Annotated in this window: 20 protein-coding genes; 11 read left to right on the forward strand and 9 right to left on the reverse strand. The window is 58.6% G+C overall.

The features are described 5' to 3' along the window. Positions 1-7 precede the first annotated feature (7 nt). Both FHT76_RS27975 and FHT76_RS27980 read right to left on the reverse strand, forming a co-directional pair. The gene (locus FHT76_RS27975; RefSeq protein WP_259186055.1) at positions 8-1,090 is read right to left on the reverse strand and encodes a hybrid-cluster NAD(P)-dependent oxidoreductase; all 1,083 of its coding nucleotides are present in this window, start codon (positions 1,088-1,090) and stop codon (positions 8-10) included. Further along, positions 1,080-2,333: an aromatic ring-hydroxylating dioxygenase subunit alpha gene (locus FHT76_RS27980; RefSeq protein WP_259186057.1), complete on the reverse strand. Its 1,254-nt coding sequence runs from the start codon at positions 2,331-2,333 to the stop codon at positions 1,080-1,082. Before FHT76_RS27980 ends, FHT76_RS27975 begins: the two co-directional genes overlap by 11 nt. Before the next feature lie 108 nt (positions 2,334-2,441). On the opposite strand from FHT76_RS27980, the gene FHT76_RS27985 reads away from it, so the two are divergent. Beyond that, positions 2,442-3,341, forward strand: coding sequence for a LysR substrate-binding domain-containing protein (locus FHT76_RS27985; RefSeq protein ID WP_259186058.1), 900 nt, complete (start codon positions 2,442-2,444; stop codon positions 3,339-3,341). Positions 3,342-3,619: 278 nt separating this feature from the next. Further along, a complete protein-coding gene (locus FHT76_RS27990) occupies positions 3,620-4,012 on the forward strand; it encodes a response regulator (protein WP_183756658.1) in 393 nt (130 codons plus the stop codon). A gap of 392 nt (positions 4,013-4,404) precedes the next feature. On the opposite strand, the gene FHT76_RS27995 is transcribed toward FHT76_RS27990, so the two are convergent. The 4 genes from FHT76_RS27995 to FHT76_RS28010 form a co-directional block, all read right to left on the reverse strand. Next, positions 4,405-4,596 (reverse strand): DUF6494 family protein, encoded by a 192-nt coding sequence (locus tag FHT76_RS27995; protein ID WP_183864256.1) that lies wholly within the window; start codon positions 4,594-4,596, stop codon positions 4,405-4,407. Next, the gene (locus tag FHT76_RS28000; protein ID WP_259186061.1) at positions 4,593-4,832 is read right to left on the reverse strand and encodes a hypothetical protein; all 240 of its coding nucleotides are present in this window, start codon (positions 4,830-4,832) and stop codon (positions 4,593-4,595) included. The genes FHT76_RS27995 and FHT76_RS28000 overlap by 4 nt, the downstream gene beginning before the upstream one ends. Positions 4,833-4,901: 69 nt before the next feature. Then, a complete protein-coding gene (locus tag FHT76_RS28005; RefSeq protein ID WP_259186065.1) occupies positions 4,902-5,717 on the reverse strand; it encodes a DUF2182 domain-containing protein in 816 nt (271 codons plus the stop codon). An 8-nt stretch (positions 5,718-5,725) separates the two neighbouring features. After that, positions 5,726-6,367 carry a DUF1326 domain-containing protein gene (locus FHT76_RS28010; protein ID WP_259186066.1) on the reverse strand — a complete coding sequence of 214 codons (642 nt, stop codon included), beginning with the start codon at positions 6,365-6,367 and terminating at the stop codon, positions 5,726-5,728. Positions 6,368-6,688: 321 nt separating this feature from the next. On the opposite strand from FHT76_RS28010, the gene gcl reads away from it, so the two are divergent. The 5 genes from gcl (at position 6,689) to FHT76_RS28035 (ending at position 12,217) form a co-directional block, all read left to right on the forward strand. After that, entirely contained in the window at positions 6,689-8,473 is a 1,785-nt protein-coding gene (gene gcl, locus FHT76_RS28015) for a glyoxylate carboligase (protein ID WP_259186067.1), read from the forward strand. Positions 8,474-8,544: 71 nt separating this feature from the next. Next, on the forward strand, positions 8,545-9,360 hold the full coding sequence (gene hyi, locus FHT76_RS28020) for a hydroxypyruvate isomerase (protein WP_183756663.1): 816 nt from the start codon (positions 8,545-8,547) through the stop codon (positions 9,358-9,360). A gap of 3 nt (positions 9,361-9,363) precedes the next feature. Then, positions 9,364-10,248: a 2-hydroxy-3-oxopropionate reductase gene (locus tag FHT76_RS28025; protein ID WP_183756664.1), complete on the forward strand. Its 885-nt coding sequence runs from the start codon at positions 9,364-9,366 to the stop codon at positions 10,246-10,248. Between the two features lie 56 nt (positions 10,249-10,304). Continuing rightward, positions 10,305-11,573, forward strand: coding sequence for a glycerate kinase (locus FHT76_RS28030; RefSeq protein WP_183756665.1), 1,269 nt, complete (start codon positions 10,305-10,307; stop codon positions 11,571-11,573). 44 nt (positions 11,574-11,617) lie between these two features. Then, positions 11,618-12,217 carry a hypothetical protein gene (locus FHT76_RS28035; RefSeq protein WP_259186069.1) on the forward strand — a complete coding sequence of 200 codons (600 nt, stop codon included), beginning with the start codon at positions 11,618-11,620 and terminating at the stop codon, positions 12,215-12,217. An 18-nt stretch (positions 12,218-12,235) separates the two neighbouring features. On the opposite strand, the gene FHT76_RS28040 is transcribed toward FHT76_RS28035, so the two are convergent. Next, positions 12,236-12,826 (reverse strand): hypothetical protein, encoded by a 591-nt coding sequence (locus FHT76_RS28040; protein ID WP_183864325.1) that lies wholly within the window; start codon positions 12,824-12,826, stop codon positions 12,236-12,238. Between the two features lie 275 nt (positions 12,827-13,101). Between FHT76_RS28040 and FHT76_RS28045 the strand changes: the two genes are divergently transcribed. The 3 genes from FHT76_RS28045 to FHT76_RS28060 all read left to right on the forward strand — a co-directional run bounded on the left by FHT76_RS28045 (position 13,102) and on the right by FHT76_RS28060 (position 15,231). After that, positions 13,102-13,434 carry a hypothetical protein gene (locus FHT76_RS28045; protein ID WP_259186072.1) on the forward strand — a complete coding sequence of 111 codons (333 nt, stop codon included), beginning with the start codon at positions 13,102-13,104 and terminating at the stop codon, positions 13,432-13,434. A 1,101-nt stretch (positions 13,435-14,535) separates the two neighbouring features. Next, a complete protein-coding gene (locus tag FHT76_RS28055; protein WP_246712726.1) occupies positions 14,536-14,718 on the forward strand; it encodes a hypothetical protein in 183 nt (60 codons plus the stop codon). Between the two features lie 102 nt (positions 14,719-14,820). Continuing rightward, a complete protein-coding gene (locus FHT76_RS28060; protein ID WP_183756668.1) occupies positions 14,821-15,231 on the forward strand; it encodes a hypothetical protein in 411 nt (136 codons plus the stop codon). 74 nt (positions 15,232-15,305) lie between these two features. On the opposite strand, the gene FHT76_RS28065 is transcribed toward FHT76_RS28060, so the two are convergent. Next, a complete protein-coding gene (locus FHT76_RS28065; protein WP_183756669.1) occupies positions 15,306-15,608 on the reverse strand; it encodes a hypothetical protein in 303 nt (100 codons plus the stop codon). A gap of 1,011 nt (positions 15,609-16,619) precedes the next feature. On the opposite strand from FHT76_RS28065, the gene FHT76_RS28075 reads away from it, so the two are divergent. Then, on the forward strand, positions 16,620-18,386 hold the full coding sequence (locus FHT76_RS28075) for an adenylate/guanylate cyclase domain-containing protein (protein ID WP_259186074.1): 1,767 nt from the start codon (positions 16,620-16,622) through the stop codon (positions 18,384-18,386). A 193-nt stretch (positions 18,387-18,579) separates the two neighbouring features. Here the strand turns inward: FHT76_RS28075 and FHT76_RS28080 are convergent, their stop codons facing one another. Continuing rightward, the gene (locus FHT76_RS28080) at positions 18,580-20,115 is read right to left on the reverse strand and encodes a sensor histidine kinase (protein WP_259186075.1); all 1,536 of its coding nucleotides are present in this window, start codon (positions 20,113-20,115) and stop codon (positions 18,580-18,582) included. Positions 20,116-20,832: the final 717 nt, after the last annotated feature.

The following is a 20,832-nucleotide window of genomic DNA, read 5'->3' on the forward strand; positions in this document are numbered from 1 at the left end:
GCCTCTATCACCGTTCGATCACAAGATCGCTCAGTGGCTTTGAACAGCACGGCAGAAACATCCCCGCGTCGATCTCGCGCTGCCTGATGCCGCCATTATGGTTCATCTCGACCGAACCGGAGACCAGCTTCGACTTGCAGGTGCCGCAGACGCCGTTCGCACAGGAGGACGGAAGCCTGATGCTGCCCTTTTTCGCAGCAGCAAGCACTGTCTGATCTGGACAGACTGCCAAGGTTTTCTTCTGCTTAGAGAACTCGACCTGATAGATCTTTCCGGCAGGCTGCACCTCGACGTTGAGGCCCGGCTCGTCGATGACAGCTGCGTCGAAGCTCTCTTCGATATAGTTCGATGAGGGGACACCCAGGGCGGCTGTGATCGAACGGGCAGCCGCCATGAAGGGTGCAGGCCCGCAGCACATGACCACGCGCTCGGCGATATCTGGAACTGCCAACTTCATGAACTCCGGAGAGATCCGTCCGGTCAATCCGGGCCAGCTGAGTTCACCAGCAACCGTTTCCGGCAGCAACTGCAGGCGCAGTCCTTTCATCCGCGTAGCAAGCCCAGACAGGTCATTGCGGAAGATGAGATCTGCAGGGGTGCGAGCTGCATGAAGGAAAACGATGTCCAAGGGTTCGTAGCGGTCTGCCAGATCACGCGTGATCGACATGACCGGGGTGATGCCCGAGCCGCCGAAGAGCAGCAAAAGCTTCGTCTTCTGCCCCTTCGGACGGATGAAATGACCGAGCGGCCCCTGTCCCTTGACCGTCGTGCCGGGGACCAGGTTGTCGTGCAGCCAGTTCGAGACCTTGCCGCCCAGCACTCGTTTGACCGTCACGGTGAACGCATTTTCGCGATGAGGCGATGACGAGATGCTGTAACAGCGCGACTCCCCGTCCGGGCCGATCGGGAAGTCGAACAGAAAGTACTGCCCGGCGTCGAAGTTGAAACGCTTGCCCTCCGGAGACGCGAAGGTGAAGCTCTTCACGTCGTGCGTCTCCTGATGGACATCGAGACAGACAAGCGTCTCGTCGGTCTCAGGGTCCCAAACGACGGTTTCGGCGGGGATCATCTTTTGGAACTCAATACCCATGAGCGCGCATCCTATCAATGTACCAGGTGGCGAACTTGTCGAGGTTGGTTTCGGAGAACTTGGAATAGGGCCCAGGCTGGTAAGCCGGGTCGAGGGCGCCTGCATGTGAGCGGGCGACTAGATCCGCGTCCTGGTCAGTGGTTGCGATCCAGACATCGGTCAGTTTGTCGAGGTCGTAGTCCTTGCCTTCGACGGCGTCCTTGTGCACGAGCCACTTGGTTCTGACGAGCGTTTGCCCGGCGGAGAGCGGGATAACGATCGCGACGACCGCGTGGTCGCCCATGAAATGGTTCCAGCTGTTGTGACCCCACAGATGCGTGTCGCCGAGATCCTTGCGTGTCATCTGACCGAGCAGCTTGGAAGACGCTGCGGTCGCATCGTGGGTCTGGGATTCGCCCGCACCTGCGATGATGAGCCGCTGGGTGCGGAAGTTGGTGGCGCAATCGACCAGCTGTTCGACTGCAGCCGATGGGAAGCCGTCGGCCTCCCAAGCTTTCGTCCGCTCCTCGTACAGCCGGAAGTGTTCCTCGGCCTGCTCGCGGTCCTCGGGGCTCAGCGTCTCGGGGTCGAAGCCGAAGTCGAGATCGACGAAGGATACGCACAGTTCAGGATGATTGGCCGAACAGTGGTAGCACTCGCGATTGTTTTCCAACGTGAGCTTCCAGTTGCCATCTTCGACAATGTCGGTCTGATACGCGACCTTGGCATTTCGAATGTCATAAGGTGCAAGGCGCTCGATCATCGCCTTTTCCAGACCTGCGATGTCCTCCGGCGGATTGTCGGACAAACATACATAGATCAAGCCACCGATCGACTTGAAGTTAACCGACTTCAGGCTGTGGCACCGCTTGTCCAGCTCCTTGCCCATGTGCGGGGCATAGCTCAGTTCGCCCGTCAGTTCATAGGTCCAGGTGTGGTAGGGACAGACGAGCTTCGAAACGATTGTCTTTCCAGCGCCGAGCAGGCGCGAGCCGCGATGACGGCAGACATTGTGAAGCACGCGCAGTTCGCCGTCGTCGTCACGCAGCAGGATGAGGCTTGTCTTGCCGATGTCGACAACCGTCGCATCGCCCGGCTCGGGGACGTCGCAGTCAAGACCGACGCAGATCCAGTGTTTATGGAAGAAGACGTCGATATCAGCCTCGAAGACGTCCTCTCGCGTGTAGAGGCCGGCCGGCAGCGAATATCCATCGGCACGTGCTTCGAGAAGTGCAGAGATGCCGGATGGGAGCCTGTTTAGCATGATGACCTCTTATGGTTCGATGCGTGGCAGTTTGCACTTGCATCGCATAGCCCTCAACGGCATTAATTCTCACGCATGCATAACTTTGTGTAATGCGTAGGGACGATCATGAGTTTTCGCAGACGCATACCGTCGCTGACGGGCCTGATGATGCTCGAAGCCGTCCTTCGGTATCGGAGCTTCACCGCGGCGGCCGCAGAACTGGGCGTTACTCAAGCCGCGGTCAGCCGACAGATCGCGGCGCTGGAGCAGGAACTCGGGGTTCCGATGTTCGTCCGCAAGCACCGCGCGATCGAGCCGACCCCTGCGTGCCTGATGTTGGGAGCAACACTTGCACAAAGTCTTTCCAACATCGCCGACACGGTCGATGTGGTCAGGTCGTCGCAGCAGGACGTCGTATCGATTGGCGCGACGGTTGCGTTCTCCTCCTTCTGGCTACTCCCCCGATTGGCAGACCTCCGACGACAGAACCCTGGCGTTCAATTCAGGGTCGTCTCCCAGGACGCCAGGATCGACCTTGATGCCGGCGGCATCGACATTGCCATTCGCTATGGAATACCGCCGTTCACTGATGCGAAGGTTGTCGCCTCGCAGGCTGATGTCATTATCCCGGTGTGCTCCCCGGACTACCTCGCGCGCCGTGCCGCGCCCGGACTTTCTGATGCCGACGAATTTATCGAAACCGATGCCCAGGACCGGTCATGGCTTTCCTGGTCGCAATGGTCGGACGAAACGGGCCGGAATTTGCGGGTAAAGCCAACGCTACGCTTCAATCACTACACCGAGTCGATCGCGGCCGCCCGCGCCGGGCAGGGCGTAGCACTCGGGTGGAGCCTCCTGATCCAAACCTTCCTCGACGATGGCACGCTGGTCGCGCTTGAGGCAGATGAACTACCGACGGCGGATCGATACAACGTCCTTTTGCCATTAAGGACGAGAAGAACGTTTGCCGCTGAGCATGCGGCAAAATGGCTGGGCGAGGCTCTAACCTGTGCGCAACCACACTGATCCACCATCGTGGGGCGACGGTTTCGATCCCTCCGCACGACGCATCCTCGTGCACCAGGCTGAAATCTTTCGTTTCTGTATCAATGCGTCCAGATGACATCGCGCCTATGCCTGTTCTCACTCCATCGAGCGGAACTCCTTTGAGCGGAGGAAAAGCCGATTGCGTATTGATCTCAGCACGACGATAGTGGGTCTCGGTGGCATCGGAAGGGCGAGGTCTAAGCCTCCTGCAGCACCGCCGGTTTTTTAACCAACACACAAACACTGGGGGAGTTCAGATGCAGTTTGCGGACTTATTCTCCAAGCGTGTGCTCGTGGTTGAGGACGATTACTTGCAGGCAAGCGACGTAGCCCTGACGCTCGAAGAGCAGGGCAGCGAGGTTGTCGGGCCATACCCTGATCTGGAAACCAGGCTGCGGAACCTAGAGGCTACGACCGTCGATCTTGCCGTCCTGGATATCCGTCTCGGCAGCTGCGAGCTGGTTTACGAGGTCGCAGACAAGCTGGATCAAGCGCGGGTACCGTTCGTGTTTACTTCAGGTGGAAATCCAAACGACATTCCGGACCGTTTCAGCAGCGTTCGATGCTTCCTGAAGCCTTTCAGCCTTGGACAACTGGCTGCGGAGCTAGCGCTCTTGGTGGCCGAGAAAGAAGAGCGCAGCGACCGTTAATATCGCGCACGGCCTGCCGGGAGCGCTACCGTCCCAGGTAAGTAGAAACACGAACAGCCAACGAGACCTCTGCCCGGCACAATGAAAATCGCCAGTGGCCAGACAATGATAGGACCTAGCGATGATGAGGATCGGAGCAAACGTCGTCTGCTTCCTGATGATCCTGACTGGCGCATGTTATTGCTTCGGACATCACGCACTCCTTGCTCGCGACTGTCCTGTCGTAGGGTCTTGAATGGGTTTGGGGATGAGCGCTCTGCTTCTTTGGCATGAGGGTCCTGGTAATTCTATGGGCAGCGTGCCACCTGCGAAGGAGAAGTAAGCGGGTGACCTAACCATCCTTCACCCCCCAAGGTCGTTCTCGATCAACGAGACACGGTCGGGTCGTCGGACTAGGGTAATTCGATCTCGCCCTCGACCACGTGGTGTAGGTCGGTGTCATCCGCAGTCAACGTCATTCGAACCTTAAGGGTCTTGCCGCCGATTCTCCCATTGCGGACGGTCTCCTCGATCTTGCGCTGTGAGGTCACGCCGACCTCCTTCAAGAACTTCCGGATCGACATGTTGAAAGCGTCGTCGCTCATGACGGGAACTCCTCTTGATCCGGCCGGAATTGTAAGAGAATGCAAATGGTCAGGGAAGCGCGACAGACGGTGGCGATAAATCGTCGAAGCCAACCGGGGCTGGCCGTTGCAGCTGCGAAGTCCGACGGATCGTCGGTCGCGCGACGCTTTTTTTGAGAGGATGCGTTGCCCTCATTGCTGTTGATGATCAGCATTTGCCCGGCAACACTGCCCGTCGTTCGGAGCCTTTCGCCCATTATTGGCTCTGCGAGGTTTAAGCGTCAGGCAGTTCGAACTTCCGTCAGGAATGCATTCGAGTGTTTGTTTCAAACGGCCTCGGCCGTTTTCAAAAGAAGTACAAGTCCGCAGACGATGAGCGCTCCTCCCATGATCCGTGACACCCACTTTCCGCCCGGAGCGAGTTTCTCGGCGGCGATGTAGGCGGTGATGGCTGCAATCCACCAGATGTTCATGATGCCGCCGACGAACAGAAGCGCCATCAGTGCCCAGCAACACCCTAGACAATATCTGCCGTGGAGAAGACCCATGCGGAATGCGGCCGCTCTCCCGGTCCGCCGATGCTTGGTCAGAGAAGCGACCGGACTCCGGCAGTGGTCAAGACAGACTGATTTCAAAGGTGAGAGTTGGAACAGCCCCGCGCCAATAAGCACCACCGCTCCCATGAAGGCCGTTGCCAGGCTCATGTACATCACGGAAATCATGCCTCCCGCGCCCAGGATTGCCTGGATTATCGTCGCCGCAAAGCTGAACAAGGCCCAGATCGCGAGGTATCCAGCCAGGAATTCCAGGGGTGGCCCCGCACCTCGTTCCCGTTGCAGCGCTCCGTAGAGAAGTACGGTTGGCGCGGCGCTTGGCACCATCATGGCGACCATCATAAGCCACCACATGATGAAGACGGTTACCGCGTATCGAAGCGACCACATATGAGGGCCAATCATGTCCGGAATGCCCGCAAGAAGCGCTCCCGCTGGGCCGGTTTCGGCCGACATGTCTGTCGGGGACATGCCCGTTCCCGCGCCCTGGAGGATGTACCAGGCAGATATGAACACGGAAAGGGCAAGCGCCGCGATCACGATCATCCGGTCGCGGGCGAGGAGGCGTTCGACGGTCGATCGTTGCATGGCGGTTCTCAGGCGGCGTGTTCGATGACACCCTTGCCGTTCATGTATACCCGGCAGATATGAACATGCGTGTCCTTGTTGTTCTCGAGTGAAATCGCACCGGAGGTGCGAGTCGTGCCGCTAGCGATTTCGGCGGCCCGATATTCGAATCCGTGCGGAAGATTGATCCGCGCGCGATGCTCGGCCCCTGTCACGGGATTGCGGATCGGCTGAACCTCCATCTCGAAGAAATCGGGCACACGGACGTGACCCGTGCGCTTGTCGACATCCACCTCAAGATCGATCGGCTTGGACAACACGTCGAGTTTGGTCGGAGACATCTTGCTGAACACCCAGAACATGGTCGCCATGTCTTCGGTATCGCCGCCCGAGACAATCGTCGCGACCGCATCGCGTTGCGCCGGGGTCGCGTTCGAATCCACCACGAGCTGTATCGTTCCGTTGCCGAGATGGATCGGACCCGGCCATTTGGCAGTCATCGCCATCTTCACACCATCAAGGCGGACATCGCCGTGAAAGCCGGATTTTATGACAAATCCTACTGCTGCCTCGCAATTGCCGTTCGTCGGCAACGAGTTGAACTGACAGGGGCATCCGAAGCTGCAATTGCAATTCGCGATCTCGAGGGCATCGATCTCCCAAGGTGTCATGATTGCCTCCACAAACGATCATTATGGCCGCTAATACAGATAGCACTAATACAGCGGTGGAGGTAGTGGAACGGCCATAACGCGGGGGCGTCACCTTCGCGAAAGCGCTTCGGGCGAGGTCATGCGACGCCATCCCTGTGTCGCGCAGCGGCCTGCATCTGAACCAAAAGATTCCTGTTGGCCCAAACAAGCAAGCCGCGAGCCGATTGTTTCGGTTTTATTGAATATGTTTATTTCCGCATAGTGGGAATGATTTCCATTTCTGGGTTGCTTCCTCAGGCCGATCGGCTACGCTTGCAGTCAAGAAATGGAGGATTTCCCATGGCGAAAATGCGAGCTGTCGATGCAGCGGTTCTGGTTCTGGAGAAGGAGGGCATCGACTGTGCCTTCGGTGTTCCGGGCGCGGCAATCAACCCCTTCTACTCCGCCCTGAAGGCCCGCGGCTCGATCCGCCATATCCTGGCTCGCCATGTCGAGGCCGCAAGCCATATGGCAGAGGGCTACACCCGTGCCCGCGCTGGCAACATCGGCGTTTGCGTCGGGACATCAGGACCGGCCGGGACCGACATGATTACCGGTCTCTACTCGGCATCGGCGGATTCAATTCCAATTCTCTGCATCACCGGCCAGGCGCCGCGCGCCCGGCTCGACAAGGAGGATTTTCAGGCGGTCGATATCGCAAAGATCGCGGCGCCCGTCACCAAGTGGGCGGTGACAGTCATGGAGCCGGCGCTTGTCCCCTTCGTCTTCCAGAAGGCGTTCCACGTCATGCGGTCCGGACGCCCGGGTCCGGTTCTCATCGACCTGCCAGTCGATGTCCAGCTCGCCGAAATCGAGTTCGATATCGAAACCTACGCATCGCTCGAGCCCTACAAGCCAACTGCGACGCGTGCCCAGGCCGAAAAAGCCCTTGCGATGTTGAATGCATCCGAGCGACCCTTGATTGTCGCCGGCGGCGGCATCATCAACGCCGACGCCTCGGATCTCCTTGTCGAGTTCGCCGAGATAATCGGTGTTCCTGTCATCCCGACGTTGATGGGCTGGGGTACGATACCGGATGATCATCCCCTGATGGCCGGCATGTGCGGCCTGCAGACGTCGCATCGCTACGGCAACGCCACGCTTGTTGCTTCCGATTTTGTCTTCGGCATTGGCAACCGCTGGGCAAACCGGCATACCGGCAACGTTGCGACCTATACCGAAGGGCGGACGTTCGTCCATGTCGATATCGAGCCCACGCAGATCGGCCGCGTCTTTGCTCCGGACTTCGGCATCGTGTCCGATGCGGGCGCCGCTCTGAAGCTCCTCCTCGATGTGGCGACGGAGTGGAAGGTTGCCGGCAAGTTGCGTGACTGGTCTTCCTGGGCAGAAGAATGCCGGGAACGCAAGCGCACGATGCTGCGAAAGACCCATTTCGATCAGACGCCACTGAAGCCGCAACGCGTTTACGAGGAAATGAACAAGGCGTTCGATCGCGACACCTGCTATGTCTCGACCATCGGTCTGAGCCAGATCGCCGGCGCTCAGTTCCTGCATGTCTACAAGCCGCGCAACTGGATCAATTGCGGCCAGGCAGGTCCGCTTGGCTGGACGTTGCCGGCAGCGCTCGGCGTCCGGGCTGCCGATCCCGATCGACCCATCGTCGCACTTTCCGGCGACTACGATTTCCAGTTCCTCATCGAAGAGCTTGCGGTCGGAGCGCAACATAAGCTGCCCTACCTGCACGTGGTCGTGAACAACTCCTATCTCGGCCTGATCCGCCAGGCCCAGCGGGGGTTCAACATGGATTTTGAGGTGAGCCTTGCCTTCGAAAACATCAACGCTTTAGACGATGCCGAACCAGGCTACGGCGTCGACCACGTAGCGGTCGCCGAGGGTCTGGGCTGCAAGGCGATCCGTGTTCGCAGTCCGGACGAGTTCCAGGAAGCGTTCACCGCGGCAAAGGCACTGATGAAGGAGCATCGGGTCCCTGTTGTCATCGAGTTCATCCTCGAGCGCGTGACCAACATCGCCATGGGCACCGACATCAATGCGGTCGTCGAATTCGAGGAACTCGCCGAGCGGGGCGAGGATGCGCCGACTGCCACGCTTGCCCTCCTGGATTGAAACAGGCGATCAACCAAAACCAGATGCAGTGAGACCGCCGCATCAAATTGCCTCCAACAGAGAGACGACCCATGCCGAGATTTGCGGCCAATCTAACCATGCTCTTCAACGAGGTGCCGTTCCTCGAACGCTTTTCGCATGCCGCCAAAGCAGGATTTGAGGGCGTCGAGTTTCTCTTTCCTTATGACTTCGACAAGGAGACGCTTCGCAGTGCTCTTACCCGTCATGGCTTGACCCAGGTGCTGCACAACCTGCCAGCTGGCAACTGGGCGGCTGGGGAGCGCGGCATTGCGATCCTGCCTGATCGCATGGACGAGTTTCGTCGCGGCGTCGCCTCTGCGATCGACTATGCGACTGCGCTCGGATGCAGGCAGGTGAACTGCCTGTCTGGCATCATTCCAGCTGGCGTACCTGACGACGTGCTTCGGGCGACCTTTGTCAAAAACCTTACCTTCGCTGCCCGCGAATTGGACAAAAGCGGAATCCGGCTTCTGATTGAACCGATCAATCGCTTCGATATTCCGGGCTTCTACCTCAATACGCCCGATCAGGCGGCATCGATCATCGCTGAAGTCGACAGTGAAAATCTCTTCATTCAATACGACCTCTATCACCAGCAACGCACGCAGGGTGAACTGATCGCCACCTTCAGGAAACACCAGGGACGGATAGCCCACGTCCAGCTGGCCGATAATCCAGGCCGTAATGAACCGGGCACGGGCGAGATCGCCTACCCCTTCCTCTTCGATGCGCTGGACAGCCTCGGCTACGACGGCTGGATCGGCTGCGAATACAAACCGCGGACAACTACCGAGGCAGGCCTGGCATGGCTCGCCACTGCAAGCAAAGCGACCGAAAGCGCAAGCATTCTTAAGATCAGGAGCTAGAAAATGGCAACAATCGGATTTATTGGCCTGGGCATCATGGGCACCCCCATGGCACGTCACCTGCAGGACGCGGGGCACACGATCGTCACCTCAAGGTTTTCCATCCCGCCGCGACAGGAACTCGTCGATAACGGCCTGCAGTTCGTCGAAACACCGCGGGCGCTTGCTGAAGCCGTCGACACGATCATCCTGATGCTGCCTGATACGCCCGAGGTCAAGGATGTGCTCTTCGGAGAAAACGGCGTTGCCTTCGGTCTGTCGGCCGGCAAGCTTGTCATCGACATGAGTTCGATCTCGCCGATCGAAACGAAAGACTTCGCGACGAAGATACGCAAGACAGGTGCCGAATACATCGACGCCCCCGTCTCCGGTGGCGAGGTCGGCGCGAAAAACGCCACGCTCTCCATCATGGCGGGTGGTTCGGAGGCAAGCTTCGAGCGGGCGCTACCGTTATTTGAGCTGATGGGAAAGAACATCACCCTTGTCGGCGATTGCGGCGATGGCCAGGTCACAAAGGTCGCCAATCAGATCATCGTCGCATTGACGATCGAGGCCGTTTCTGAAGCGCTCGTCTTTGCGTCGAAGGCGGGAGCGGACCCTGGACGTGTCCGGTCAGCCCTCATGGGAGGCTTTGCGTCGTCGCGCATCCTTGAAGTGCATGGAGAGAGGATGATCAAGCGAACCTTCGACCCGGGCTTTCGCATCTCGCTCCATCAGAAGGACCTCAATCTTGCGCTGCAAGGCGCCAAGGCACTCGGCATCTCGCTTCCGAATACCGCCGCGACACAGGAACTCTTCAACCAGTGCGTCGCAAATGGTGACAGCGGGCTCGATCATTCCGGGCTCGTCAGGGCGCTCGAGCGCATGGCGAACCACGCTGTCGCGTGACCGTGACCTGGCCGGGGAACGAGGTTCCCGGCCGTTCTGACCAGTGGAGAATCCCGATGCCGGCCATTGCCGACCCCCGCGCCTTTCTGGAGGGACTGTTCGATGCCGCGGTCGCCGCCGCCGATCCGGACCGGATGCTCGAACGCTGCCTGCCGGAAACGCCGAAAGGGCGGACCGTGGTGATCGGAGCCGGCAAAGGAGCCGCGCAGATGGCGCGCGCCTTCGAGAAGCTGTGGGACGGGCCGCTTTCTGGTGTCGTGGTCACGCGTTACGGCTTTGCCGTTCCATGTGATCGCATCGAGGTCCTCGAAGCGGCTCATCCGGTACCGGATGAGGGCGGGCTTGCCGCCTCGGCCCGACTGATGTCGACTGTCCGTGGGCTGACGGAGGACGACCTGGTCGTCGCGCTGATTTGCGGTGGCGGTTCTTCTCTCCTTCCAGCACCTGCCGGGGATCTGACGCTTTCCGACGAAGTGGCGGTCAACAAGGCATTGCTTGCCTCAGGTGCCCCGATCGGCGCCATGAATGCCATCCGCAAGCAGATCTCACGCATCAAGGGGGGCCGCCTTGCTGCACTTGCCTATCCGGCACGTGTTGTTTCATTGGTTGTGTCCGATATTCCAGGCGACAACCTCGCTCTTGTCGCGTCTGGACCGACCATCGCTGACACAACATCCCGCCTCGACGCACTCCGTCTCATCGATCAATATCGCCTCGATTTGCCTGAGGCCGTTCTCCGCCATATCCGCAACGGCAAGGACGATGCGCCGCTGCCCAACGATCCCCGCTATGCCCGGAATGATACAAGGCTCGTTGCATCCGCTGCCACCTCGCTCGAAGCCGCCGCTGAGGCAGCGCGCAGATCTGGGGTCGAGGCTGTCATCCTCTCTGACGCGATTGAAGGGGAAGCTTCGGTCGTTGGCGCGGTGCATGCAGCGATTGCCGCCGAAGTCGCGCGCCGGAACCGCCCGTTTCGAAAGCCGATCGTCATTCTTTCCGGTGGCGAGACCACCGTGTCGATCAGAGGTAACGGAAAAGGTGGGCGCAACAGCGAGTTTCTGCTGTCCCTGGCTCGTCGCATAGATGGTCTGGAAACCATCTCGGCACTTGCCGCCGATACCGATGGTATCGACGGTTCCGAAGACAATGCGGGAGCTTTTGCCGACGGTACAACGGTGAGGCGACTCCTCGAAAAACAAAGGGATCCAGCCCAGCTCCTCGCCAACAATGACAGCTGGTCTGCCTTCCACGCACTCGGGGATCTTTTCCTACCAGGACCGACCGGCACCAATGTCAACGACTTTCGCGCCATCCTTGTCCAGTAGTCCGGATCCATGAAACAAGACGCCACTCTGCGAGAGGAACAGGTATGACATCCCCCCAGAGTTCGGCGCAGACGATCATCGAAATGCGCTTGATCGCGAAGCAACTGTTTGCGGCTGGTGTAAATGCGCTATCGTCGGCCGTAACGGGCCCGGTTCACCTTCATCCGCGGACCGCCCAGCTTGCCTGTCTTGGTGCGGTCAGCCGTGCCGCATTCAGGTATTGCCAGACCGTATTGGCGCCCCACGCATCCCTGGCGCCAGCGACATCGGCCTCTGCAACAGAGTTGGTCGCACGCGCAAGAAATGCTGCTCACCTGGAAGGGCCTGTTGCAATCATCGTCGGCCGGACGGGAAAAGGGCACAGCAACGAACATCATGCGCTGAGCTTTGCGCTCGCAATCGAACAGTCACCGCTGCAGCGGCCGTGGATCTTTCTGAGCGGTGCGACCGGTCGTCGTCAATGCCGCTTCCGGTCCGCGGGGGCCATCGTCGATGCCGGCACGTGCTCCTGGATCTGGCCATCTGGAGAGAGACCTCGCGTACCCAGCGACGTTTCATCGTTCCTTGCCGCATCCGGTGACCTCCTGCCGGCTGGCGTCATGTCACCCTATTCGATGAATGTCGATCTGATCATTTTGGCATAGGCGGCCAAATTCCGCGGCTCAAGCCCTCGAGACTGCTGAGGCCATTAAACCCCAGTCGGCCGGCTTGAGGAAGGTGGGAACCGACCGATAGAAGGCCGGAACCTGCCGCCCCTCATATCCTGTGACAAATGCAAACGGGATCTGCTTCATTGCCAGGAAGGCGGCGACTGGGTAGACGGTCTGCCCGTTGAGTACGATATCAAGAAGCGCCCCATCCAGCGGTTCATCATCGGTGTCGACAATTCTGAGCGCGTCGCTCACGGTGCTGACCGGCCCCACAACGGTCACGCCCAATTCCCTTAGCCGTTCTTCTGCGTCCAGTGCGACGAGAAATTCATCCTCGACAAGCAAGATCCGTTTTCCCGACAACTCACAAAAGCGCTCCTCGCGGCTAAATTGTTTTCTCGCGACCACACGGCAAAGGCTCTCGAGCCGATCAGGAATGATAAGGCCCCGTCCATACATAACGATGACAAATCGGGCAAATTCCTCGCGCTGATCCTGCTGCGATGTAAACCAGCTCTCGGCACTGATGCAGTCGAATACACCTTGCATGATTGCAAGATCATTTCCGTCAAACGTCCCATACAAGAAGCCAGGAATCGACATGAATGGTGCTCCGAACCTTGCGACAAGCAGAGCTCCATTTTGTTTCATGCTGTGATTCGCGAATCAACAGATCATCTGCCTTTCGGAAGAACTGTACGCTAGCGCTCAATCGGTCCAACGTGCCCTCCTCGGGGGTGGTCAGCAGATTAATCGGTATTAGTCAGCAAGCGTATCTGTGCGGCAGGCCTGCATGCGGCGAGCCACCCGGTGCATGACCATAGCGCGTTCGTAGGCAAAAAAATCATGGCCCTGTGCGGGCACGCAGCAATGCAACGATGCGGCGAAGATCATTTGCGGCCCATCATTTCGAGCGAGCGGACCACTTCTTTGCTGTGCGCCATCTCGACCAGACGCTGTACCGGGCAGGGGATGGGGCAAGGAAGTCCGCCGCTCCGGTCGCAATCGCATTCTGTGGCGTTGCATTGAAGCCCGCCTCCCAAGGCTCCTGCGTCCTTGACGAGAAACGCCAATGCCGCCCTGATGTCGCCGACGACATTCGCACACGCTTTTCCGACAGTGTCGTTGGACAGCCGGACGGAATGATCTGTTTCCTGCACCTCGAGAGGATGTTTGGTCGGGAAGACAAGCTGACGGCCAGGGCCGCCTGACCTTTGCGGCTTTGCGGCCGGCCCGCCTGATGTTGCCGGCAACCTGCCGAAATGGAGCGCGATACTCGGCCTAACATATTAGGGATTGCTTAACCTGTCTTCGCTATCGTCGTCATTGTCACGGACAGGTTATCGTGACAGGCAACACGGAAATGACAAAGGCTCGTCTCCCGTTTCGCGTGACGAGCCTTTTCTTGTTCGGGCGAACTCGAAACCTTCGACGGAAAGCTATGCAATCGAATCATGGCTGAGATCGCAAGCTCGCGCTCAAAAAGGCGGGTGCTTGTCGCATTGGCGCAAGTACCGTCGGGCGGTTTCCAAGCTTGGTCGTATGAGTAAGCGCGAACTCGACGATTTCGGTATGGCAGGCTCCGAGATCGCAAATATCGAGAGCCTCGCTGAGCAGCCAAACTCCGAGGTCATGAGTGAACTTCAAAAGGCCCGCGCTCAAGTCGCGGGCGTTTCATTGTTTTCTGGCGTGTATTTTCGGATATGCGCTGAGCGCATGTCTACGTTGCGAAGATTTGCGTACTATTTGTGCGATCGGGTTGGTATGACAATTTCAACGACGCACTACACCTCCTCCCGTAGCGCTGCGTTACGTGAAGGGCCAACCCTCCTCCCATGGCTCTTTGCATTGGACAGCAACAATCCTCCTCCCAGTTGCTGTTCTACTCTTTCAGAAGAGCCTGCCGCACCTCCTCCCGCGGCAGGCTTTTTTGCGGCATTATGGAACAATTGCCACAAGATTCCGATGAACGCTGATTCTATCTCCTGAGGGTGCCTCGGGAGGGCTGCGTATGGTCGAAGGTGCAGGGGAGTTGGAAGCGAAGCTGGGCGAGATCGGCGGCCTTACGGAAGAGCTGCAGCGGGAGATTGCAGTCCTCGTGTAATCAGCTTGGTGGCAACACCTCCTTCATGCCGCTCTTTTGCTTTCTGGCATAGCAGAACGATGCGGGCTGCGGGCCTTCCGACACCGCTCCGGTGGTATGTTCAAATTGTTTTTTGGCCTCAATGTCTTCGCAGGGCTGCGGTCACACCGCGGGGAACAGAGCCTTACGTCATCCGTTCTTCAATGACATATTTCATTGGAGTAAGTTCATGAAGACGAACGACACGAACGCTACGGCCGAACAACGTCGACCAAAGGGTGTCAAACCGGTCCCTGAAAAACCAGAGCCCGCGGACAGGGAATCCCTTGCGCCGACAACGGTTCAGCCTTCGGGCGCCAAGGACGAAAGTGAGCGTCCTGTGGTAAATCCCGTAACGGGGGCGCCATTCTAAGAGCCATCATATGCAAAGGCCTGTCGCGTCGACAATGCCAGTCTCATTTCAACCTCGCTTTTTCACGTGCATGAAAAGAATGGCTCAACCGGAGGCGGACCAATGCGTGAACGTCTAAAACTTATCTGCCTTTGTACCATGGCATCCCTTTGGTCCTCCTTCCTGGTCTCGGCTGAGGAGACAACCGATCAGATTGTGAACGGAAAGATATCCGATCCCCGAATCGCTGAGTGCGGTGTTCGTATCTCTTCCGGCCTGATCGTTCCATTTCTGGAGGCGAACGCCGATTTTGACGGGTCATACGAAATTGCGGTGTCCAAACACTCGTCCTCCGGTACGTCTCAGCCCCGTCAAACCAATCAGATCAAAGGTGGGGCGATGGCAGTGGTGCAAATTGCCGTCGATGTGCCCGCTACCGCTGAATTGGACCTGCAGATGAGCGACAAGGAGGGCCGCATGGTATGCGTTTTACAGCAGACGGTTAATCTCGAAGCGGGGCCGCTCAGGATCTGACAGGCAGCACGCTGCGTCCTTAGCAAGGCTTAAAAAAAACGTAAGAGCACCCTTCGCTGAGCAGGTGGTTCCCTTCAATGCCTCGTTGTGCACTTGCCTGCCGCGGCCGCCACAGCGGCGATCTCGGATTCGACCGCGTCCATCATAGTCAGTGCACGTTGCAACAATCCAGCACCATCGGGATCGGACAGAAAACTCGCGACGTGAAGGCCCTCACAAATCTTGTCGAGAAGTTCAACGATATCGTTTCTGCCAATGCTCCGCATGTTGCGTGACAGCTCCCGCATGCGATCACGGGCTTCGGCTACCACGACCTTCCGCTGTTCCAGCGAAAGGTCGTGAAACTCACGTACACTCTGATGTTTTGGAGATTCCACGCCTTGCCTCCCGCAAACTGCATTCTACGAGACAGGGAAAGCTATGGATCACTTTAACCCCGTTCGTCGCCCTCTGAGCCGGTCCCGAGCGTTTGTCTGAGATGGGTAATCAGGATGCGAGCAAGACCCTGAGATCCGCCTTTCTGCGAACAAGATCGGCAGCGGTATATCGGTCAAAGACCGATACGAAAGCCGGGTGGCCTCGGAAAGAATGGGGGCATCCTGCACGCCAGTCGCTCAGTCCACCGACGAGGGCCTGGAGGAACGGCCGTGGCCCGCAAGGATAGAAGCATGCCTCAGCCGAAACGGTATTGGACTGTCGCCCCGGCACATGAGGCGTAAGCGAAATCATGTCGGGGCTTGCCTGGTGGGTTGCTTCGCAGACTGATCACTCAATTGGAAACAGGCCTGAGTCGGCGGGGCTGCAGGTGAGACCGAGTGCATGGCAGCATGCGAAGACCGGATCGCTGACACCGTGGGCATCGACATGGGGCCCGGTAACGGCGAGACCAGCATTCCATCAGTGCGTCGAGGACATGAACCGCGTCGCTTGCGGCCGCGGCGCTGATCTCTATGAAAGAGCCCTTATCGGCCCGAGACCGCAGTGTAGAGCTTGATGGTTGGATTCATGCCGCACCGCCCGCGGTCGAACGGCGGGCGCTTTTTATGACACCGGCGAAAAACTGCGCCTCGTCCGGGCTGCCCTGGGCCTAAGGCGAAGGCCGCCGACCTTTGCGCCGAGCTCGGCGTCACCAGGCAGACAAGGTATCGATTTGTTGGCGCTAAGGGCCAATGCTTGGTCGTGAAAATTCCTCGCCGGTCACAAGCGTCAGGTGGGGCAGAGAACTTCGCGCCTTCTGCGGGGAATCTTTGCCGTTGCCCGAAAGAAAACATCGCGGCGAACACGCTGCAGGTTGCATCCACCGGAGAATTTCATCTCAGCCGAGATCGCTCCGTGCAGAAGTTCCCCTAACTCTGTCTTCCTGCTATCGTGGAAATGAGGGACGGCTCATGAGTGAGAACCGCAAGCTCGCCGCAATTCTGGCCGCGGACGTAGTCGGATACAGCCGGCTCGCCAGCGAGGACGAAGATCGCACCCTTGCAAGGTTGCGGGCACTGCGCAGCGACCTCATCGATCCAACCATCGCCGTGCACCACGGCCGTGTCATCAAGCGCACCGGAGACGGAGCGCTGGTTGAATTCCGCAGCGTTGTCGATGCCGTGCGCTGCGCCATCGAGGTGCAGAACGGCATGGTCGAGCGCAATGCCGGCGTTCAGCAGGATCGGCGCATCGAGTTCCGGATTGGCATCCATCTGGGAGATGTAGTGGAGGAAAGCGATGGTGACCTGATGGGCGACGGCGTCAACATTGCCTCGCGTCTGGAGGGTATCGCTGCCCCCGGAGCCGTTTGCCTGTCCGAAGACGCCTATCGCCAGGTCAGGGCGAGGCTCGCCGTCAGCGATCTCGGCAACACGCATCTAAAGAACATAGCCGAGCCAATCCGGATCTATTCGCTCCAGATCGGCGCGGCCGCGGAGGCAAAGCCAGCAGTGACCGCCGGCGCTGTTGCTCGTGCGCCGGCCCCATTGCCACCCGAGCTCTCGATTGCCGTCCTGCCCTTCGTCAACATGAGCGGCGATGCCGAGCAGGAGTACTTCGCCGACGGCATCTGCGAAGATATCATCACCGCTTTGTCGAAGCTGTCGCAGTTGTTCGTCATCGCTCGCAACTCGTCGTTTACGTTCAAGGGCCGGAACGTGAACGTGCAGGAGGTGGGCCACAGCCTCAATGTGCGCTACGTGCTGGAAGGGAGCGTGCGCAAATCAGGCAATAAGGTGAGGATCACCGCGCAGCTCATCAATGCGATCACTGGCGGCCACCATTGGGCTGAGCGTTTCGACCGCGACCTCAGCGATATCTTCGCGGTGCAGGATGACGTCACCCAGCAGATCGTCGGTGCTCTGCAAGTCAAGCTCGCGGCCGGGGATCAGCAGCGGCTCGCAACCGAGCAGACCCAAAATCTGGAGGCTTATGACTTCTTCCTCCGGGGGCGTGAACAGATGTGGCGACTGACGAGAGAGCAGAACATTCAGGGCCGCCAATTGTTGCAACGCGCCATTGATCTGGACCCAAAATTCGCCCCGGCCCACGCGTTCCTCGCCGTCGCGCACGCGCTCGCCTACGTCAACCAGTGGAGCGAATCGCCGTTGAGATCGCTGGAACAGGCGTCCGGATCTGCGACGCAGGCGGTGGCGATCGACGATCGATATCCGTACGCCCATTGGGCGATGGGCGTCGTCAATTTGTACCTGCGACGGCTTGACGTGGCCATCCGGGAGGCTGAATGCGCGATCGCGCTTGCTCCCAACCTTGTCGAGGGTCACGAGAGCCTCGGGAACGCGCTTCACTATGCGGGCAGGCCCGACGAAGCCCTCGTTTGTTTCGAGCGGGCAATGGCCCTAAATCCATATTATCCGGACATCTTCCTGCACTTCCACGCACAGGCAATGTTCCAGCTGGGCAGGTACGAGGAGGCCGTTGCCATCCTGAAGCGACGGCTTGTCCGCAATCCATTCACCGACATCTCACGCGTGTTGCTGGCGGCGAGCTATGGTCACCTGGGCCGCTTCGCGGAAGCGCGCGGGGAGTGGGAGGAAGTGTTCCGGATCAATCCCGATTATTCCCTGGAGCACAGGCGAAAAGTGCTACCCTACAAAAACCCTGCCGATTTCGAGCGCATTGTCGACGGCTTGCGCAAGGCTGGCCTCACCGACTGATTGTCATCGCCCGGGATCGTCGCCAGCTTTCATGCGGCTCCGCCAATCGGCCAGTCTCTCGCGCATATCTGTCCCGCGTCCTGTTCAGGCGCGTGATAGCGTCATCAATGAGCCGGCCCCACGATGGCCGTCGAAAGGATTTGGCCTGAAGACAGGGCGCTACAATGATCAGACGCGTGCTGCACAGCCGACGTCACTTGATGAGGTGCAGGCTCGCAACAAAATGGGTGCCGTTGGATCTGGTATATTCAAACGATCCTTTGAGCTGTTTGACGAAGGCAGCGATCAGCCGCGTTCCCATGCCTGGTTTTTTCGTCTGTCCACCGTAACCGATGCCGTTATCGGAGACGACCAGTTGGCAGACCTCATTGTCGAGAACCTTCAGCCCCACGTGAATTCGCCCAGTCTGCCGGCCCCTGAACGCATATTTCATGCTGTTGGCAACGAGTTCGTTGAGAAGCAGGGCGAGCGGGGTAGCCTTGTCGGCGGCGACAACAAAATCATCAACATCAAACGTCGTTTCAATGTTGAGGGCGTGCATGTTGACAAGCTTCCCGACAAATCCCGGTACGAAATCACGAGCCGCCACTCCCGCGAATTGGTCAAACCCGTACATTTGCTCATGCACTGCCGACATCGCGGAGATCCGTTCATTGACCTTGCTGACAGCTTCGGGCTCGAACCCCTGCATGCGAATGAGTGCTATAACAGTCTGGAGATTGTTTTTGACGCGGTGGTGGATTTCTCGCATCAACATCTCGTTCGCCTTCACTGCGTCCGCGAGTTCCAATACGTGCACCGCATCGACGCGAATGAGGCCGCGTATCCAGTAAGCTGCAGCAAGCGCGCCGATGACGGCCAGAATGATCATGGCGATCGCGATCTCCACGTCATTCCAAAAGGGCTGCATGATCAGCGCCATATCTGCGGACGCAATAGCCACGAAGGGGGTGCGTTCGATTATTCGATAGGCGACCAGCCGGTCCTGGTCATCCACCGGGGAGCGCGCGCGGTAGACGCCTGTCGTCGATTTTTTCATGTAGTCGGTGAAGAGCACATAGTCCTTCATGTTGACCGGCCCGTCAGGTTCCGGATGGCGTGCGACAAGCTGCCCGTCGCGCCGGATCAGGCTCACTGTCGAGTTTTTTCCCAGCGCCACGGCGTCCCACACCGGCTTCAGGATGCTCGCATCAAAAGCAATGACGGCCGCGCCGGCAAACATGCCATTGCGCTCCAGTCTGCGGCTGAAAGCGAAGATCTGGCGACCGGAAAGACGGCTCTGGATCAACGCGGACGTGTAGTCATCCGCCCCGTTGCGAAGTCGCACGAAGTAGTCCCGGTCGGTGACATCGACCTTGCGGATGTTGGGGTCGTTGGAAAACAGTGTCCGCCCGTCCGGTCCAAGCACATAAGCGGTCACCTGCGAGGGCAGATCCGCGACAGCCGCGTTCAGGTCGTGGACACGGTCGGGGCCCGGCACTGGAATGTTTGCTCCAAGACTATCATCGATCCGGTGCAGCGTTTCCCGTGCCAGCGAATTCATCCATATGGCATTCGCCGCCACAATCTTCGACGCTGCGATGATCCGTTCGTCGCCGCGATGGACGGTCGTTCGATAACTCGTTATCAGCCAGACAGACAAAACGCTAAGTAGGGCAAAAAACATCAAAACGATGATCGCAACTGATGCCTTTCCCAGTGAAGTCTCAGCTTTGTCGCGCTTCGTCATCAATCCTGTCTTGCTCATCACATGGAGGCGGTAATAAATGTTGTAACGTGTTAGGTGTTCGGCGCAACGGGGTTTGCGGTCAGCGTCGTGACTTCCCTGGAAACGAGGAGCTTTCAAGGCGGCGCGAGACCGGCAGGGGAACGCGAAATCCTTGCCAATTCAGAAACATAGGGAGGGTTGTAAATAATCTCTTATCGTTTGTACGGTTTTTGACCAAGACGCGGGAAGCTGAGGGGCCCCGATCTCTCTTCTGTGCGTTATCAGGGATGTCCAGACCATCCGGCGGGTCAATCAGGCCGGATTTCCGTGTAACGTCGGGCGAGCGAGGGACTTCCCCCGAGGAGGGCGCATGGACGTCGTCCATCGGCATTCAGGACCGGTCCCGCTTAGCCGGTCAGGTTCCCTATACGTTCCCATCTCTTCGGAACCGGACGACTCCTCGACCGTTGTTGATTACAGTCGACAAGGAGTAAAAGATGACGTCGAGGTTGCGGTCACTTCGAAAGGCGAGCGTCTGGCCCTGGGGATCATGAACGCAAAGCAGGCCTTTCCCTTGCCGAAGCTATCGAGATCGAGATTTCCCATCCTGATCACGAGACAGGCCACAGGTACATTTATCGATCGGGAGAGTTGAAAGCGCGCACCAGCCGCGACATGTAGCATTTGCAGGGGATGTCGCGGTTCAACCCATGCATCCGACGCTTGACTGGTATGATT

It is taken from the genome of Rhizobium sp. BK176, from assembly GCF_024808055.1.

What these genes read in the sequence shown, in the direction of transcription:
- FHT76_RS28035 (WP_259186069.1), top strand. Translation starts at nt 11,618, where the DNA reads ATGACATCCCCCCAGAGTTCGGCGCAGACGATCATCGAAATGCGCTTG.
- FHT76_RS28005 (WP_259186065.1), bottom strand. Translation starts at nt 5,717, where the DNA reads ATGCAACGATCGACCGTCGAACGCCTCCTCGCCCGCGACCGGATGATC.
- gcl (WP_259186067.1), top strand. Translation starts at nt 6,689, where the DNA reads ATGGCGAAAATGCGAGCTGTCGATGCAGCGGTTCTGGTTCTGGAGAAG.
- FHT76_RS28075 (WP_259186074.1), top strand. Translation starts at nt 16,620, where the DNA reads ATGAGTGAGAACCGCAAGCTCGCCGCAATTCTGGCCGCGGACGTAGTC.
- FHT76_RS28010 (WP_259186066.1), bottom strand. Translation starts at nt 6,367, where the DNA reads ATGACACCTTGGGAGATCGATGCCCTCGAGATCGCGAATTGCAATTGC.
- FHT76_RS28030 (WP_183756665.1), top strand. Translation starts at nt 10,305, where the DNA reads ATGCCGGCCATTGCCGACCCCCGCGCCTTTCTGGAGGGACTGTTCGAT.
- FHT76_RS28060 (WP_183756668.1), top strand. Translation starts at nt 14,821, where the DNA reads ATGCGTGAACGTCTAAAACTTATCTGCCTTTGTACCATGGCATCCCTT.
- FHT76_RS28040 (WP_183864325.1), bottom strand. Translation starts at nt 12,826, where the DNA reads ATGTCGATTCCTGGCTTCTTGTATGGGACGTTTGACGGAAATGATCTT.
- FHT76_RS27995 (WP_183864256.1), bottom strand. Translation starts at nt 4,596, where the DNA reads ATGAGCGACGACGCTTTCAACATGTCGATCCGGAAGTTCTTGAAGGAG.
- FHT76_RS27975 (WP_259186055.1), bottom strand. Translation starts at nt 1,090, where the DNA reads ATGGGTATTGAGTTCCAAAAGATGATCCCCGCCGAAACCGTCGTTTGG.
- FHT76_RS27980 (WP_259186057.1), bottom strand. Translation starts at nt 2,333, where the DNA reads ATGCTAAACAGGCTCCCATCCGGCATCTCTGCACTTCTCGAAGCACGT.
- FHT76_RS28055 (WP_246712726.1), top strand. Translation starts at nt 14,536, where the DNA reads ATGAAGACGAACGACACGAACGCTACGGCCGAACAACGTCGACCAAAG.
- FHT76_RS28080 (WP_259186075.1), bottom strand. Translation starts at nt 20,115, where the DNA reads ATGACGAAGCGCGACAAAGCTGAGACTTCACTGGGAAAGGCATCAGTT.
- hyi (WP_183756663.1), top strand. Translation starts at nt 8,545, where the DNA reads ATGCCGAGATTTGCGGCCAATCTAACCATGCTCTTCAACGAGGTGCCG.
- FHT76_RS28025 (WP_183756664.1), top strand. Translation starts at nt 9,364, where the DNA reads ATGGCAACAATCGGATTTATTGGCCTGGGCATCATGGGCACCCCCATG.
- FHT76_RS28000 (WP_259186061.1), bottom strand. Translation starts at nt 4,832, where the DNA reads ATGGGCGAAAGGCTCCGAACGACGGGCAGTGTTGCCGGGCAAATGCTG.
- FHT76_RS28045 (WP_259186072.1), top strand. Translation starts at nt 13,102, where the DNA reads ATGCGGCGAAGATCATTTGCGGCCCATCATTTCGAGCGAGCGGACCAC.
- FHT76_RS27985 (WP_259186058.1), top strand. Translation starts at nt 2,442, where the DNA reads ATGAGTTTTCGCAGACGCATACCGTCGCTGACGGGCCTGATGATGCTC.
- FHT76_RS27990 (WP_183756658.1), top strand. Translation starts at nt 3,620, where the DNA reads ATGCAGTTTGCGGACTTATTCTCCAAGCGTGTGCTCGTGGTTGAGGAC.